This window comes from Undibacterium sp. RuTC16W (assembly GCF_049339445.1).
Classification (GTDB): Bacteria; Pseudomonadota; Gammaproteobacteria; order Burkholderiales; family Burkholderiaceae_D; genus Undibacterium.
In genome coordinates, this window is the sequence record NZ_JBMPPE010000003.1 from 421,862 (window position 1) to 439,211 (window position 17,350).

The 17,350-nt window shown below is 47.9% G+C and carries 12 protein-coding genes; 4 read left to right on the forward strand and 8 right to left on the reverse strand.

Features of this window, described 5'->3' with window-relative positions; genetic code table 11:
- Positions 1 to 5: 5 nt before the first annotated feature.
- Positions 6 to 1,238 (forward strand): argininosuccinate synthase, encoded by a 1,233-nt coding sequence (locus ACO0K4_RS08675; RefSeq protein ID WP_422956217.1) that lies wholly within the window; start codon positions 6 to 8, stop codon positions 1,236 to 1,238.
- A gap of 74 nt (positions 1,239 to 1,312) precedes the next feature.
- Positions 1,313 to 1,630 carry a pyrimidine/purine nucleoside phosphorylase gene (locus tag ACO0K4_RS08680; protein WP_422956218.1) on the forward strand — a complete coding sequence of 106 codons (318 nt, stop codon included), beginning with the start codon at positions 1,313 to 1,315 and terminating at the stop codon, positions 1,628 to 1,630.
- Between the two features lie 189 nt (positions 1,631 to 1,819).
- On the opposite strand, the gene murB is transcribed toward ACO0K4_RS08680, so the two are convergent.
- On the reverse strand, positions 1,820 to 2,848 hold the full coding sequence (murB, locus tag ACO0K4_RS08685; protein ID WP_422956219.1) for a UDP-N-acetylmuramate dehydrogenase: 1,029 nt from the start codon (positions 2,846 to 2,848) through the stop codon (positions 1,820 to 1,822).
- 85 nt (positions 2,849 to 2,933) lie between these two features.
- Here murB and ACO0K4_RS08690 point away from each other — a divergent pair, with 85 nt between their 5' ends.
- Together ACO0K4_RS08690 and ACO0K4_RS08695 are read left to right on the forward strand one after the other, a co-directional pair.
- On the forward strand, positions 2,934 to 3,419 hold the full coding sequence (locus ACO0K4_RS08690) for a YajQ family cyclic di-GMP-binding protein (RefSeq protein WP_422956220.1): 486 nt from the start codon (positions 2,934 to 2,936) through the stop codon (positions 3,417 to 3,419).
- Positions 3,420 to 4,148 (forward strand): retropepsin-like aspartic protease family protein, encoded by a 729-nt coding sequence (locus ACO0K4_RS08695; RefSeq protein WP_422956221.1) that lies wholly within the window; start codon positions 3,420 to 3,422, stop codon positions 4,146 to 4,148.
- 129 nt (positions 4,149 to 4,277) lie between these two features.
- Here the strand turns inward: ACO0K4_RS08695 and aroG are convergent, their stop codons facing one another.
- The 7 genes from aroG to bcsD form a co-directional block, all read right to left on the reverse strand.
- Positions 4,278 to 5,339 (reverse strand): 3-deoxy-7-phosphoheptulonate synthase AroG, encoded by a 1,062-nt coding sequence (gene aroG / locus ACO0K4_RS08700; RefSeq protein WP_422956222.1) that lies wholly within the window; start codon positions 5,337 to 5,339, stop codon positions 4,278 to 4,280.
- Between the two features lie 412 nt (positions 5,340 to 5,751).
- Entirely contained in the window at positions 5,752 to 6,159 is a 408-nt protein-coding gene (locus ACO0K4_RS08705) for a tetratricopeptide repeat protein (RefSeq protein ID WP_422956288.1), read from the reverse strand.
- 12 nt (positions 6,160 to 6,171) lie between these two features.
- The gene (locus tag ACO0K4_RS08710) at positions 6,172 to 10,512 is read right to left on the reverse strand and encodes a cellulose synthase subunit BcsC-related outer membrane protein (protein WP_422956223.1); all 4,341 of its coding nucleotides are present in this window, start codon (positions 10,510 to 10,512) and stop codon (positions 6,172 to 6,174) included.
- A 190-nt stretch (positions 10,513 to 10,702) separates the two neighbouring features.
- Positions 10,703 to 15,235, reverse strand: a complete 4,533-nt coding sequence (gene bcsA / locus ACO0K4_RS08715; RefSeq protein WP_422956224.1) for a UDP-forming cellulose synthase catalytic subunit — start codon at positions 15,233 to 15,235, stop codon at positions 10,703 to 10,705.
- Positions 15,235 to 16,002, reverse strand: a complete 768-nt coding sequence (gene bcsQ / locus ACO0K4_RS08720; RefSeq protein ID WP_422956225.1) for a cellulose biosynthesis protein BcsQ — start codon at positions 16,000 to 16,002, stop codon at positions 15,235 to 15,237. Before bcsQ ends, bcsA begins: the two co-directional genes overlap by 1 nt.
- On the reverse strand, positions 15,999 to 16,511 hold the full coding sequence (bcsP, locus tag ACO0K4_RS08725) for a cellulose biosynthesis protein BcsP (RefSeq protein ID WP_422956226.1): 513 nt from the start codon (positions 16,509 to 16,511) through the stop codon (positions 15,999 to 16,001). The genes bcsQ and bcsP overlap by 4 nt, the downstream gene beginning before the upstream one ends.
- A 40-nt stretch (positions 16,512 to 16,551) precedes the next feature.
- Positions 16,552 to 17,049 (reverse strand): cellulose biosynthesis protein BcsD, encoded by a 498-nt coding sequence (gene bcsD / locus ACO0K4_RS08730; RefSeq protein WP_422956227.1) that lies wholly within the window; start codon positions 17,047 to 17,049, stop codon positions 16,552 to 16,554.
- Positions 17,050 to 17,350 lie beyond the last annotated feature (301 nt).

A 17,350-nucleotide genomic window follows, 5' to 3' on the forward strand; every position in this document is an offset into this window, starting at 1 on the left:
ACACCATGAGCGACATCAAAAAAGTTGTATTAGCGTATTCGGGCGGCCTGGACACCTCTGTCATTTTGAAATGGCTGCAAGATAATTATCAATGCGAAATCGTTACTTTCACAGCCGATCTGGGTCAGGGCGAAGAGCTGGAACCGGCTCGCGCGAAAGCGATCAAGTTCGGCATCAAGCCAGAGAATATTTATATCGATGATGTGCGCGAAGAATTCGTGCGTGATTTTGTGTTCCCGATGTTCCGCGCCAACACCGTATATGAAGGCGAATATCTGTTAGGTACCTCGATTGCCCGTCCGCTGATCGCTAAACGTCTGATTGAAATCGCCAAAGAAACCGGTGCGGATGCAATCTCCCATGGCGCCACAGGCAAAGGCAATGATCAGGTTCGTTTTGAACTCGGGGCTTATGCCTTGATGCCAGGCGTCAAAGTGATTGCTCCATGGCGTGAGTGGGATTTGCTATCACGTGAAAAACTGATGAAATATGCTGAAGATGCTGGTATCGCGATTGATCAAAAACATAAAAACGGTGGCGCACCCTACTCTATGGATGCGAATCTGTTGCACATCAGTTTTGAAGGACGTCATCTCGAGAATCCAAGTGCCGAAGCCGAAGAATCCATGTGGCGCTGGACTGTCAGCCCGGAAGCCGCACCCGATGCAGCAGAATATCTGGACATCGAATACGAACGCGGTGATATCGTCGCATTGAACGGTGTACGGATGTCTCCGGCGACTGTACTGACCGAACTTAATCGCCTCGGTGGCAAGCACGGTATTGGTCGTCTGGACCTAGTAGAAAACCGTTACGTCGGCATGAAGTCACGTGGCTGCTACGAAACACCGGGCGGCACTATCATGCTGCGCGCGCATCGTGCAATCGAGTCGATTACACTGGATCGCGAAGTCGCTCATCTGAAAGATGATCTGATGCCACGTTATGCGAGCCTGATCTATAACGGCTACTGGTGGGCACCAGAACGCCTGGCATTGCAGACGCTGATTGATCACACACAACAAACTGTCAACGGCTGGGTCCGCGTCAAGCTGTATAAGGGTAATGTCATCACAGTCTCACGCGACTCTAAAACAGACTCTCTGTTTGATATGAATATTGCCACGTTTGATGAAGATGGTGGCGCTTACAATCAGGCTGACGCTGGCGGTTTTATCAAACTCAATGCCTTGCGTATGCGTATTGCCGCAAATGCCCGTGCCAAACGCGGACAATAAGAATTTCAGTCGCTTTTTTTAATATCCTCAGCCCGCAACCTAACGATAGCGGGCTGTTTTTTTATGAGCATTCTATGAGCACACAATTCGATCAAGTCAGCGTCATCAAAAAAGCTAATCTCTATTTCGACGGCAAATGTGTTTCACACACGATTCTGTTCGCCGATGGCAGCAAAAAAACCATCGGTGTAATTTTCCCCTCCAGCCTGGTGTTTAATACCGGTGCGGCTGAAATCATGGAACTGAATGCGGGCTCTTGCCGGATTCGTTTGCAGGGTGAAGAGAACTGGACAACCTATCATGGTGGGCAACAATTTAATGTTCCGGCCAATTCTAGTTTTACTATTGAAACACTGGAGACACTGGACTACGTTTGCCACTTCGTCGCCTAATCGACCTTTGTCCGCCGATTTTATTCGTCAATAGAGCGTCGTAGTGCGATAACTACGACGCTATTCGCAAAAAACTTTACGCACGTAGAGTATTGATATACTCCCATATAGTATATTTTCAACTGCAGCATATAACCTGCGGATTCAAGCTATTTTTTTTATAAAAATAGGGGAGTATATAGTTTCAATCTATGCAAATACAGGCTCGATTTCTAAATCCACATCAAATCTGGCCTTTACATCCGCTTGTATTCGGGATGCCAAAGCTCTGACCTCGACTCCTGTCGCACCACCAAGATTCACTAATACCAATGCCTGTTTGTCATATACGCCAGCGCTGCCGAGTGCCCGGCCTTTCCAGCCAAACTGCTCAATCAGCCAGCCTGCTGCCAGCTTGTAATCACCTGTCGCCTGCGGATAACTCACCAGCGCAGGATATTCTGCAATCAGGCGATCGCGGGTCGCCGCACTGACGACAGGATTTTTAAAAAAGCTGCCTGCATTACCAATCACTTGCGGATCTGGTAATTTTGCCTGCCGGATGGCGATGATGGCATCGCTAACATCACAGGCATCTGGGGCTGCGATCCCTTTGGCCTCAATATAGCGGGCAACATCGGCGTAATTCAAACGCGCTTGCCATAATTTTGGCAAAGCAAAAGTGACGCTCAGTATTATCATGCGATCTTTGAAGGCATGTTTAAAGATACTGTCGCGATAAGCAAACTGACAGGCCACTTTATCCATGATGATGATGTCGCCGGTGGCAAAATCGAATGCCTTCAGGCTATGAAATACATCTTGCATTTCAACGCCATAGGCACCGATATTTTGTATCGGTGCGGCACCGACAGTGCCAGGGATGAGAGAGAGATTCTCCAGTCCACCCAAACCCTGTTTTAGCGTCCACAATACGAATTCATGCCAGCTCTCGCCTGCCTCTGCCTGGACCAGCACATTGTCGCTATCCTCACCGACAATGTATTTCCCTAGGCAGGACATCTGTAGGACTAGTGCCTCAACTTTGTCTGACAGCACCAGATTGCTACCGCCACCCAAAATCAAGCGCGGCAATGCAGACAAACCAGGATCATCGCGCAAGGCAGATAGCTGCTCTGGCTGAGAAATTTGTACAAAACGTCTGGCGCAGGCAGCAATTCCGAAGGTATTGAGCTTTTGCAGGGGATAATCGTAAAAAAGGGAAAATTTGTTCGTCATAAGCGCAGAATTATAGCCTTAGGCTCATAGCGTCGGCGCGCATTTGCTAAAATGATGCTTACTCATACTTTCACTAAGGATTACCATGCCCTCATTTGATACCGTCTCAGAAGCCAATATGGTTGATGTCAAGAATGCGGTGGATCAGACCAATAAGGTCGTGACCAATCGCTTCGATCTGAAAGGCAGCAGCGCCAAAGTCGAACAAAAAGACCGTGAGCTGACTATCTATGGCGATTCGGAATTTCACCTCGACCAGGTCCGTCTCGAACTCACGATGACCATGGGTAAACGCAATGTCGATGTACGCTTCATGGATCTCGGCAAAATCGATAAGATCGGTGGCGATAAAGTCAAACAAGTCATCAAGATCAAAAATGGCATCGAAACTGAAGATGCAAAGAAAATCGTTAAAGCTGTCAAAGACAGCAAAATGAAAGTGCAGGCCAGCATTCAGGGCGATGCCGTACGCGTGACAGGTACCAAGCGCGACGATTTGCAAGCGGCGATGGCAATGCTGCGCAAAGAAATTAAAGATCTGCCGCTGGAATTCAATAACTTCAGAGATTGAGTGCTACGTTTCAGTTTTTTTGCATATGCCAATCCTGAGATTGCAACGCCACCACAACATGCCTCGACTATCTTCACTATGAAAAAGATTTCTCTCTTGCTCTGGATATTGATGCTGAGCGCAACTGGATGCGCCTATGCAGCATCAAAGGCAGATGTCGGTGTAGTGGGATTATTTCCAGGCAAGGCCGTATTGGTCATCGACGGGAATGAGCCAAAAACCTATTCGGTCGGCAGCACTATTGGCGACGGCATGAAATTAGTATCGACCGATAATGAAACCGCCACCATTGAAGTCAACGGCAAACGTCAGGTTCTGACGATTGGTCAGTATGTGCATCGCGCTGCGCCGAGTAGTGGAAATAGCGTGGTATTACAAGCCGATGCACAAGGACATTTTTTCACAAAAGCCCAGATCAACGGTGGCAGCAGCCTGAATATGCTGGTCGATACGGGAGCCAGTTTAATCTCGATACCGGCAGCCGATGCAACCAAACTGGGGATCAATTACAAAGCAGGTCAGTTAGGCCGTTCGAGCACGGCGAATGGTGTCATTAACGTATATAGGGTACGTTTAGATACCGTCAAAATCGGGGATATTGAATTGCAGCAAGTCGACGCATCAGTCAATGAAAGTGGCCTCCCGTTCACCCTGCTTGGCATGTCATTTTTAAAGCGCGTGGAAATGTTACGCGATGGAGAACGATTGACACTGACGAAACGATATTAGCATCTGGAATAGCAGAGACTGACATCGTGGTCTGATAGGTAGAAACATAATTAAGTGCCACAAAAAAACCTGACGCACTTCACAGCCGTCAGGCTTTTTTCTCAGCCAGCACTTAGCAATAAGGCGGGACTATTCTCGCAACTTCAGGCGGCGTAATTTGACCGCATCGGCCAGACCTTCCAGCACTTTCACACTGTCATCCCAAGCGATACAGCCATCGGTCACAGACTGCCCATATACCAATTCTTTGCCTGGCACCAGATCCTGACGGCCGGCGATCAGATGCGATTCAATCATCACACCGACTATTCGTGTATCGCCCGCAGCGATCTGGTTTGCAATATCAGCACAGACGGGAATCTGGTTGGCAGGATTTTTTGAGCTGTTAGCATGCGAAGCATCAATCATCAGACGCGATGCCAGTCCATTACTCGCAATGTCCTTGCATGCTGCGTCAACGCTGACTGCATCATAATTCGGCGTCTTACCACCACGCAAAATGATATGGCAATCTTCATTGCCGTTAGTGGACACAATGGCAGAATGTCCTCCTTTGGTCACGGATAAAAAATGATGCGGCTGCGATGCCGCTTTAATTGCATCCACCGCGATTTTCACATTACCGTCGGTGCCATTCTTAAAACCAACCGGACAAGAGAGGCCGGACGCAAGCTCGCGGTGAACCTGAGATTCCGTCGTACGTGCGCCAATTGCGCCCCAGCTAATCAGGTCGGCAATGTATTGCGGACTAATCACATCGAGATATTCCGTTCCTGCAGGCAAACCGAGTTCGTTGATATTCAACAGTAGTTCGCGTGCAATCCGTAAGCCGTCATTGATGCGGAAACTGTTGTCCATATACGGATCGTTGATCAGCCCCTTCCAGCCGACCGTCGTACGTGGTTTTTCGAAATACACGCGCATTACAATTTCCAGTTCACCCGCGAAACGCTCACGCTCTTTAGCGAGCTTATGTGCATATTCCATCGCGGCCTTGGTGTCATGGATAGAGCATGGACCAATCACCACCATGACTCTGTCATCTTGCGCATGCAAAATCCGGTGTAAAGCAGTACGCGCATTGGCAGCGGTATCGGCGGCTTTTTCAGAACAGGCGAACTCACGGATCAGGTGTGAGGGGGGAATTAATTCTTTCATTTCCCGAATGCGTAGATCATCAGTGCGTAACATAGTCTCTCCGTTCAATGTTCAAAAATAGGTAGTAGTAAAAATGACGTCTGGTTTAATAAAAAACTTAATCAATACAAAATTTAATAAATGCTAAATGAATGCTAAATAAGTGCTTAATAAGTGCTGAAGCTGGTCAAAAAAAAACCGCCATCACTGGCGGTTTTTTAGAAATTTGGTTGGCTCTTTTTCCGTGCGCTTACCGTTTTTCCACCGCCGTTGGCTGGGAATAGCTAAAGTAAAAAAAGAAAAAGAAGCGTGTAAATTTCATATGTAGTAGTAACTCAAATTCGGGGCTTTATGTGCGATCAATAGTTGGTATGCTGGGCCTGTTATTCTCTGGCATACATCATAAGCGAAACCTATAGTGCATCAAAAAGTAGCATTTAGCAAGCTTCAGGCTGAAGAATAACGCTTATTTTTTCCAAAGTGCCGGTGGCTCCGGTGGCAAATTATTTTGATTCGGGTAGACATCCATTATGGGCTCTTTTTTTGAAGTAAGTAATTGGGGAGTGTTACGGCTCATCCAGTTACGCAATTCTGTTAAATTCGCAGCGATATCGGTGCGATTCGGGCTCAGTCTAGTCGCACGCTCAAGCAAATTCAGCGCTTTCTCATGATCGCCCTGTGCCGCATAGGCAACCGCCTGATTATTGAGAGCAGACGCATCGAATGGATTGGTTTTCGCAGCTTCTGCGAATTTTTTGATCGCGGCAGCATTATCGCCTTGCGCCAGATAAGCGCGCCCTTCCGCCTGCGGATCTTCTGCCCACGCCAGTATTGGCATGCTCGCCAGCAGGCATTTCAATAAAAAATTCAACATTGTCTTCACAATTTAATTCCCGAGATAATAAGGTTTCGGTGCAAAAGGAGGAAACGGTATTGGCCTTCTCTGCGCTTCAAATGTGTATTTCAAATAAACAGCACCGGACGCATCAGTGAAGTCACCGGAGTTATCAATCGAAAAGCGGCTACCGATAAAAAACTTCGGCGCCAATTGGTACTCAACACCGCCCAGAACTTTATACTGTATGCCGCTACGGGTCTGCCCCGGATAAGACGTCGCTATATTCAGGCTAGGATTCGCAGCTGAAAATGCTTCTAACTCGACCTGATCCGGTCTGGAGTTCGGATAATACAAACTGCTTTCTTCGGTAAAGCGCTGAATACCAACCGAAGCACCGACTTGATAGGCGAGATTGCCTTTGCGTCCGCTCAACTCCAGAGGGACACCTAATGCGACATAATTTTTAGGGCTGAAATAACCGCCCTGACCGTAACTAAAATAGCGCAAGTTCTTTTTATAAAACATCGACGTCATGCTGAGACCTGCGGTGGCAACCATATCCCGGTTTCGCAGGAAACGCCAATAAGCGCCACCACCTAGCTCAAACATACTATTGCTTGCTACGTTTTTACCATTGACGCCGGCGTAACCAGCGCTGGCATAAACCCCACCATCATCGGCATCATAAGAGGTGTCGAGATGAACTCCCGTGCGGGTCACACCACCCCAGGTCAGCCCATACAAACTATCGCTGGTTCCCGCATATGACAGGTAACTATCAGTGACTGAACGACGCGATATTTCGACACTCAGATTCACATCATCAATACGACTGGACCAGCGCAAACCGCCAACAACATTTCGGACAGGAAAACCAACTGGACTGGTTCCAGCATCGATTTTAAAACCACTAAGCTCATAGGTCAGGCTCAAAGCCACCCCTTTAGCCTGCTCAGATAATTGAGAGACGCTCGATAATCCTGCCTTTGCAGCGACACTACTAAAAGTCTGCTTGGCGAATTTCGCACGTTCGTTGATCTCGGCATTCTTGCCAAACTGACCGGAGATAGTGGGATCATTCAAATATAAAGTTCCGGCATCAATGGATACAGGAATAATCTTTAAGCCCATTTGCCCCATACCAAGTGAACTCAGATAAAGCTCAATTGGCATTTCTATGTCTTTTAACTGGGATAAGCCTTTTTCACCGCTACGCGCGCGCGCCGCAAATCCTACAGATATCTGAGAACGGTTTAAAGAATTCAGCGCATCGATTTCTTCAAGCAAAGAGGCCTCTTCTGCACTGGCAGGCGCGCGAGTTAGTGCGGATCGCGCACTACCAGCACTGTCGCTGGCAGAGACGGCTTGCGTCGTACGCATTGCAGTTGGCGCAGACTTAAGCTGAGCAGATTTAGGCGCTTCTGGCAGTCCACGTGCAGTCTGCGCAGACACGGATGCTGACGATGTTGCTGGTAGCAATCCCGGGGTTATTTGAGGCAAACTCGCACTCACCGCAGGTGCCGCGGATGCATTCATCACTGTGTTCGAGCCGTTCAAAGATGGCAGTCCTACAGCAGAGGACGATGCCGTGGCAGCGACCACAGAAGCTGCCTGCGTGACAACAGATGGAGCAGCAATTACAGGAGAGGTCGATGATGTTACCGGTGCTTTGGCTGGAAGAGGAGGCGTTACGCCAGGAGTTCTGGCTGCCGGGGCGACCTCTTTCAGTACCGGACCGGGAATAGTTCTGACATCCTGACTGGCATTTTTACGTTCGGCAAACGGATTCATCTTAAAATCAACTGGCACCGCAACAGGTTCTGGCCCGACCAGACGTAAACCGTTAGCCCCCATTCCTGCCATCGTATGTTGCGCCTGCTCTAGTGCCAATGCCTGCTTAAACAAGCTCAGTGCTTTGCTGTTGTTTCCCTGAGCTCGCGCTACCCGCCCTGCCAGAGCAATAAAGCGCGGATTATCAGGCTGTAATTTCAACAAGGCTGCGAGATGGATTTCTGCGTTCGGAAAGTCCTTGATCTGAATTGCGGCATAGACCAGACCTTGTCTTACTTCGATATTTTCCGGCTCTGTCTGCAAGACCCGTGTATACAGCTCTTTTGCAGCATCTGTCTCTCCTGCCGCCGCATACATACGTGCCAAAGAAAGCAGCAGCAAACTGTCATCAGGATCCGCAATCAAGTAAGGCTGAATATATTCATATGCCAAAGCCAGATCACCCGCTTCTCTAGCTCTTTCTGCACGGCGCATGGCAATCACGCGTTGCAGATTTTTAAATGAGCTTGCCTCGGTATCTGCCAATTTAGGCAAGGCAGCAATTTGTCGGATAACTCCTTCCAGCTCGGCATCCTGATTAAGACGTAATAAGGCATCGGCATACTGCAACAACAAGCCCGCTGAAGGCGATGCTGTTTTTTGAACTGCTTGACGGATCATCGCCAGACCGCGCGCCGGGTCACCGTTGTTGATATACAAGGTGGCGACCGCACCGATAAACTCTGGCTCATTTGCAGCGGTACTTTCAACTGAAGTGAGCAGATCTTTAGTCAACCCCAGCTCTCCCTGCTTAAGCAAAAAATTGATACGATCAAGCTGAACATAAATCCACAGACGTTTTTGCAAGGCGAACATTTCTGGCTTGCGCGACTTGGCGGGGATTTTTTCCATGGTCATCAGCCCTTCCCACCACAATTGCTGGGCTGCACTAAGTAAAGCGCTGACATAGAAGGCATCTGGCTGAGGATTCTCTACATTGGTCAAGGCATCCAGTAAAGAGCGTGCCTGTCCCGGCATGTCACGTTTCAGATACAACTGCGCCAGATACAGGCGTAGCCACACGTTATCCGGTGCAATCAGGATCGCATCTTCGAGCGCTAGCTGAGCGCCATTCACATCACCGGCTGCCTCTGCCGCTTTGGCTTTCTCCATCAGGTCATTGGCCTTCATATCAGCCAGCGCGGTCAACTGTGCCGGTGACATCATGCTGCTCAGCGCCTCTAAATCCTTGATACGTTTTTGCAGGGACAGTACGCCGACCAGGCTATTCAATGCGGTTTTATTGTCTTTATCATCTTTGAGAACCAGGCGATAATTTTCCTCGGCTCCTGCCAGATCATTTTCAGCAAGCAGTGCATCGCCGAGCTGCAAAATTCCTGAAGGTTCCTTACTATTCAGTTGCACGGCCTTACGCAATAAGGCAATACCTTTTGTGCTGTCACTGTCCTCAAAAGCTGTTCGGGCTTCCTCGATCATTGCCCAATAGGCCGAACTTTCGTAGGCCTGTTTCCATTGATCTTTATTTTTTTTCGGCAACAGATCAATTGCTTTTTTAATCAAATCACGGGCTTCGATAAAGGCCTCCTGACGCATTTTTACCAAACCATATCCACCGAGTGCGGTCGGATCTTTAGGCTTCGCTTTCAGGATTTTTTTAAACTCTGTTTCAGCGGTTTGAATATCGCCTTCTTCCAGCGCTTTAAAACCGGCCGCCTGACTCTTTACCAAAGGATTTTCAACTACCACCTTGGGTTTAGTAGCGGGACGTTGTGTGCCTGTTTCCGCATTAGCCGCACTTGCGCTTGTCGCCCGGTTCAGATTTGTCAGGCGGTCTTGGATAGTTTTGTCGCCTGGATGCTTTTCTAGGTAATCATGAAAATATTTCGCATTGCCATTTTTCAAACCCATCCAGCTTAACGTTTGCCTCCAGGAGGCATTGGCTTGTGCCGCTACCTCTGGCTTAGTAGTCAGATTTTCCAGCATCGCCAAACCTTCTTTGCGGGTAGGTTCGCGGTAGGTCAATATCTGCGCGAGCGCCAATGCATATTTGGTGTTTGCCGGATTTTCTTTACTGAGCTTTTCTATACCGCGTTTCGCTTCGTTATAACCCGCCAGAGTACCTGCCAACACCTGATAATATTCCAGCGCAGCATCGCCTTTCAGCTTGCTAGGGTCGCCCAGTAAGCGATAACTCTCGACCGCAGCATCCGAGTCGCCTTGCTGAGCGAGACGCCGTGCGTCATCCAGCTGACCTTTACCTGCAACGCCGCGACGCACCGCCTCTTCCGCTACACGGATCTGCGAGCTGCCTGCCTTTAGCTGTCTAAGCTTCGCCAGATAGCTCTTGGCCAGTTCGGCATTACCGCTCTGACTTTCAAATAAGGTCAGTGCGACCAGCGCGTCGACATGATCCGGGTCAATTTTCAATAATTTTCGCCAGGCATCTGCCGCATTATCATCGCGACCGCGTTGCGACCAGTACTGGGCTTGTTCTATCAGTTTCTGATTTAAAGGAGAAGAAGAATTAGCGAGCGCGACTTCGCTCTCGAAGACCATCGACAAAAGCGCCAGTACCATCGCTTTTTTCTTTAAAACCATTCAATTCCCCTAAAGAACATATTCTTTTATGTATAGCCGGTCAGAGCTTTTTTAACACAAATGCAAATGTCTGAACACGCATTGCGTCAGAACATTTGCATTCGGATTTTCGTAGATCGCAGTCTCTTACGCAACTCTGAATAGTGGCTAAAAAACTGGACGACTCATCAATATAGCGACTGGCCAGATTTTATTTTTTCTCATCGACTGTCAATCGAGATGCTGCTTTTTTCCGTAAGAAACGGAACATTACGGTGGCAACAATCAGCGATGCCAGCATCAGGAACGCAATCAAAATCATAGGATGGTTTGACAAATGCCATTTCACCCATGTCCAGAATGGCAGGCTACCGACATAATAGGTATCGCCGATCTGTACATTCTCCATCTTGTCGCCTTTGACTAATACCAGATCACCTTGGTATTTGCTTCTTAGGTCTGGTTTGAGTAAGGCTCTGGTCAATCCCAGTAAATTATCACCATCACCGGCAGTCAATACCACCACACTGCGGCCACTGCTAAGCGGCGATTCAAATTGCATCATCGCGCCAAAAGCATTGCCTGTACTTGCCAGCATGTCACCGGTGTGACGTTCAATCTTGTCGATGTCGCGCCCTGACCAGCGAGCAAGAATGCGCATAAAGCCTGTAGGTAATTGGAGTTTATTACCACTTTCATCCATCGCTAAGGGCAGATATTTCGCCCACTGCTTAAGCAAGGAGACATTGCCATTTGTTCCGATAATCAAAATATCTTTATCACTGAGTTTATCCAGATCGCTACCGCGCACGACGTTATTATTAGTCACAGGATAGCCAGTCGATTCGCCCATACGTCCCATCAGATTCAAAAACACTTCTGTCTCTTGTGCAGTTGGACGGTCGGGCATTACGATCGCTGTCTCTGACAAATCTGCCATGCGTGTAAATGGAAACCCCGCATTCGCTACGTGTGCCAGATTTGGCATTGCGGTGTAGTGCGGCATGTCTGAAAAATCAATCGTCGAGTCGGGATCAATCGCCGATCTGACATTATCCAGGTACACATCTTTACATGGACCCTGCTTCACATAGTCATAGAAAAAGTGAAACTGCAATTGGTTCTCTGCACCGATCTGGAAGGTCGGCACTTGAATTTCTTCCTGCGCGTAACGATGACCGTCCTTAAACAGCAACATCACGGATTCTTTAATTTTGCCTTTTTCTACCTGCCCGCCAGACAAGGACAATGAACGGATAAATTCACCATTGATACCGATATTCAACGTCGACCGGTCCACGTTAATCCTTGGCGTAAAACGATAACGTAAATCGATAGGAACGCCATCTCTTTGCCATGTGAATAAATCCGGCGCAACACGCATATTCACGCGGATCAAATCCGGGGTCAGACCTTTCACCTGCAAATCCTGATGTGTCACCAGTTCACCGAACTTGACGGGACGATTCGTTGGCAGCCAGTTCGGCGCATCGTAAGGTGTACGTGGATTAGCTTCTTTGAAATTTTTGATAAAAGCGCGATCACCAGATAAAGCAATCTGTCCCAACACCAGTGACTGAGCAGCGATGCGCAGCTCAGCAGCATTACGTCCCATCACCAGAAGTAATTTGGTATTTTGATTTGAGGGATTAGTCATGATGTTTAAAGTCGGCCCAGAAATGACTGGCAACTTCAAGCCTGCGGGGACTTCATTCGACGTTGCAAAGACGATGGCGTTTCCCTCGGGCAGTGACTGGGTTGCTACCGGAAATTTAGCGCCACGATACGCTGCCAGATGACCAAACCATGAAGCAACGATACCGGCATTACGTAAAATATCCAGGGATGGCGCGGCAGGCATGACAAATGGCAACTCCAGCATCTTATTGTCACGTTTGTCAAAAAATGGTGTTGGCAACAGTGCCAAATCATTTTGTAAAGGAATCGAAGTAATCGTCAATTCCAGGTTCGACGTATTACTGACATTCGCCCATAAACTGGAATGATAGGGATCTTCACATTCTCTGGTGTAATGTCCTATCAACTTGAAGCCGAGCTGGTTAAAGTCCGCGAACAAACGCGGATCGATGTTCGTTTCACGAACAAAACCACTCGCCGTTTCTTTGGGCAGAGGTACGACTGTCACCAACTCGTTATTGACCAGGACTTTCATATGCGACAGTTCTGGCAGCATAGCGGGCGAATAAGCGACGCCGTAACGGACTTTTGCCGCAGTAATCAGCTCATCGCTGCGTACGGTAAAGGGAAAGGATCTCTCTCCTTCAACACCGCGCAATTCGATATTAGAACCTGACCCCATCTGCTTCAAAGAGATGTTGATCGTTCTTTGGGATAAGGCTGACTTCACTACAGATTCTTTATCGGGCACGGCTGAGACTGAAGCTGCGGATTCGCTGGCTGCCTCTGAAGCAGAGGCTTTGGCATGCTTAGATTTTGCATCTACATTGTCATGCCCAAGCAATAACAAACCAAACAGGAGCGCCAGTGCGGTGGTGCTTCGCTTACGCACCAGCTTTGTTTTGATCATTTTCACCATAGTGGAGTTCGTTATTTTGTTAAAAGGCATTGTTTTATTTCCTAAGTACTGCATGATACTTGAACCAAATCGTGAAAACCCAACCATACTGTGCATCGTAATTTCCTTCAAACCATTTAACGGATGATCAAAATCACGTTCCTGCGACCAGTTAAGCCAGACGTCAGCACGACCAACCGTGCAATTGACCAGGTTAATCTCCTGCTCAAGCGATAAGGTCTGAAATTGCACACTGACTAAACCTTGTTTTGAAAATACCACGGTAGCCGGGAAAATGTGTTCCCCCGCCGTACCATACAAAGACACCTGTACTTCGGCATCTTTATCGAGAATGACATCCTCAGGTAGCTTTAAAGACATTCCCCCTAAAGAAAAATCTTCTGTTTCACACACCAGAGAATGGCCACCGGGCATACGCAGAATCGCACTCAGCTTCGCCCTGACGCGATGCGTTCTGCGTACCTGCTTAGATTCGGTAGCCACAGCAAGGGTCGCTCCAAGGATGATCAGGTTATAAATCGTCCACAGCATATTTAAAATCACTGTGTCTAATTCATAGGTATTCCACCAGAGTGCTCGGCCAATACCGACAATGAAGCCCAGGATATTCAACCCCAGCATCACCAGATAAGGCTTGGAAATTACCCAGTCAAAGTGCTCTTTCTCAACCAGACCACCTTTAGCAGTCACGTTGAAAGTACCCAGCTTGGGATTGATCAGGGCAACCAGAGTTGGCCGGAAAATATACCAGGCTAGCGTCGCCTCATAAACCTCCGCCCAGAACGAGTGACGGTGTGCACCTTGTATCCTGGAGTTCGTTAAGTTGGCATGCAATAAATGCGGTAAAGAATACGCGGCGATCGCCAAAGCAGACGCTTTAATAATATGGACTTCAAAAAATAAATATGAAATAGGCGCAAGCAAAAACACCATGCGCGGAAATCCATAGAAAAAATGAAGCATCGCATTGCTGTAGCAAAGTCTTTGTCCGAATGACAGCCCTTTACCCAGCAAGGGGTTATCCGTCCTGAAAATCTGCGCCATCCCCCGCGCCCAGCGAATACGCTGCCCGACGTGAGCGGATAAACTTTCTGTCGCCAAACCAGCGGCCTGAGGTAGAGCGAGATAGGCCGTGTTGTAACCAAGACGCTGCATCTTCAGCGCAGTATGCGCATCTTCCGTCACCGTTTCTACGGCAATCCCGCCAACTTCCATCAGATATTTGCGACGCAGAATTGCACATGAACCACAGAAGAAGGTCGCATTCCACAGATCGTTCCCGTCCTGTATCAGGCCATAAAACAATTCGCCCTCATTGGGAACATTGCGGAAAGTATTCAGGTTACGCTCAAACGGGTCGGGAGATAAAAAATGATGGGGTGTCTGAACCATCGCCAATTTTTCGTCTACTAAAAACCAGCCCATCGCATATTGCAAGAAGGAGCGTGTCGGCATGTGATCGCAATCAAAAATCGCGACGAATTCTCCGGTGGTTCTGGCCAGAGCGGCATTGATATTACCGGCCTTCGCATGCTTGTTATCGCTACGTATATAGCAATTAACGCCAACAGATTTGGCAAATTCCTGGAACTGAGGACGCCGTCCATCATCCAGAATATAAATATTGAGTTTATCTTTTGGCCAGTCGATTCCCATTGCTGCGAGTACAGTTGGCTTCACCACACTGATGTCTTCGTTGTAAGACGGGATAAATAAATCAACGACAGGCCACAGACTCGTGTCTTCTGGCATCAGGACTGGCTTACGCTTCAATGGCCACGCCGTTTGCAAATAGCCTAGTAATAAAACCAGCCAGGCATAAATTTCTGCAGACACAAGAACCAGCGCAAAAATTAAATCAACAAGATTCTCGGCATCAATCGTGTAATTGATACGCCAATAAATATAGCGGCTAGTTGCACTGACAGAAAACATGATCATCACCAGCGACACCAGCGTGCCAGTGTAGCGACGCAAATACATGGCGGTCCAGAATACGACAATCGAAAATAACGTCTGCCACACTAGTTCCAACGGAATACTGATACTGGTCCAGTACAAGCCAGCGGCGACAATCAGAGCAACCGCCCGCGTGGTTTTCAGCTCCCAACCAGGCCAGTTGACCAAAGTACGGCCAAATTCGTTCAGGCGACCATACAAATATCTTGAGTTGAGTATCGAGCGCATCAGGCAATTAACTTATAGCGATCCTGCAACCAGATCGTGATTTGTTGCAGATCATGGGTAGCAGAGCAATGTTTAGAGTAGAGAGAAACCGGAGATTGACAAGCCAGCGCCTCGCTGACGGCTTCGTCCTTATGAATCGTAATTGGCACCAGTTGCGCCCCCATGTTGGCTCTCAACATTTGTAATATATCCCGATGCAATTGTTTATTTGCATCCATTTGATTCACGATATAACTAGATCCAAAAAAATCTTGCCGGTCACTGCAATAGTAATGCAGTAAAGACTCAATTGAGGGGATCGTTGAATACGAGGCAGCATCCGGTTTGATCACAATCAATGCAATATTCGCGCAATGTAATACCTGCTGCAAATATACGGTTGGCCCCGGCGGTGTGTCGATCAATACAATTTCGTCATCCGCCAGGTTGAGTGAACTTAATTGCGTTGCAAGCCAACCCGGCTTACTTTTGATGAAATGCTCGAAAGCCACCCTATCCGGCTCATCAACAACACCATAAGGTAAAAAATGCACTCCATAGGAGCTTTCATACAAAGCATCTGACCAAGGCAAGCCCGACATCGTTTGCCGCACAACGCCTGCCGGATCTTCATGCTGCATACCGCAATGCAGACGCAGTGCATTTTGAGGATCAAGATCAAGTATCGTGACTTTTGCCCCTAGTGCAGCAATCGCTGCGGCAAGATTCGCTGTTACCGTTGTTTTTCCAACGCCACCTTTTGGAGAGATGACCGCAATTACCCTCATGGTTTAAATATTTTTTTAAAGAAGGAATTGACTGCAGGTTCCGGAGGCTGCTCTGCTTCGCCGCGTGCACCAGATAAACGGCTGAACAATGTTGCAAGCGGTGGATCGCCACGCTCCCCCGTCAAAGAAGCAAGCGGCTCATTAGCAGCGCGTGCGAACAAAGAGGATTCTTTTGGTACTTGGTCTGCACGCACGGACGGCGCGGAAGCTCCAGATAGATATTCAGCGCGGCGCAGCAAAGAACTCCCCGACTGAACTAACTCCCTGTGGATCTGCTGATCTGGCACCATCCGTCTAAGTGCAACAGAAGACAAGTCATCCAGTCGCGATATTGTCTCGACTTTAGGTACTGCACGAGCAGCAGCTGGTTTAGCTGCATTCACGTGAACATCTCTGAGGAGAGGCCAACGCTGCTTTGCCTGTTCGTTCATATCATCACGATGGATCTCTTTATACGAGTCCGCAGAACCGTCAATTTTTTTAAAGAGATTTTTGATATCGTTATCCATAATTTCAACCTTTCACACCTTGCCCGGCGAAAACACCACCTTAGCGGCGGGCAAAGTGTGCTTGCTCTTCCATGTGTTTTTTCAATTGAAAAACAATGACACGCCCATGTTCCAGAACCGCCCCTTTTTGAGTGAGTCGCAAAGTTTTATCAACTCCCAGCGACTCAAACCAATAGGTGTACACACCCTCGAGCAAAGCCGGCGACCATTCAAGTGCCTGCTCACCAAATGCAAGCTTGATTGGGCTCGCATTATGCACAATGATCAAACTATCCGACTCCTCATTAAGTTGCACCCAACCCCAGTTCAGATCTCGCCAGATTTTATTCATGCTGGCTTCCAGTGTACGCATCGTCGCACCACCGTCGAGCTTGAAACTAGCCGCCATCCTGAGTCCCAGCTTAAACATAAAAGCGCGCAAATCCTGCACATCGCCCTGAGTACTGAACTCTGCAGAAAATGCGCCAAGAAACGCGCGCCACTGGATGGAACATTGCTGTTCTTCGTAATAATTTATATTGTCTGAAACATTACTCACTATGCACCTTTGCAGTCTCAATCCGGCTGTCTGTAGCAACCTAAACTGACATTGTTGTTATTTTCGACTTTAGCATTTCATCAATACTTAAGTCTAGCGAATAGCGCTGAATAAATGTTAACTATTCATAAGCTAACAACATCCTATCTGCTGTCAAAATCATTCAATTCCAACATTTATTATCTGCTCGACACCAAGTCAAAGAGACAATACGCACTATGACTTTATTGTCACTCAGATTTCACTGAATTCCTACATTGACGTCAGATTTTCTTCTATCTTGAGATTATGCTTGGAATAA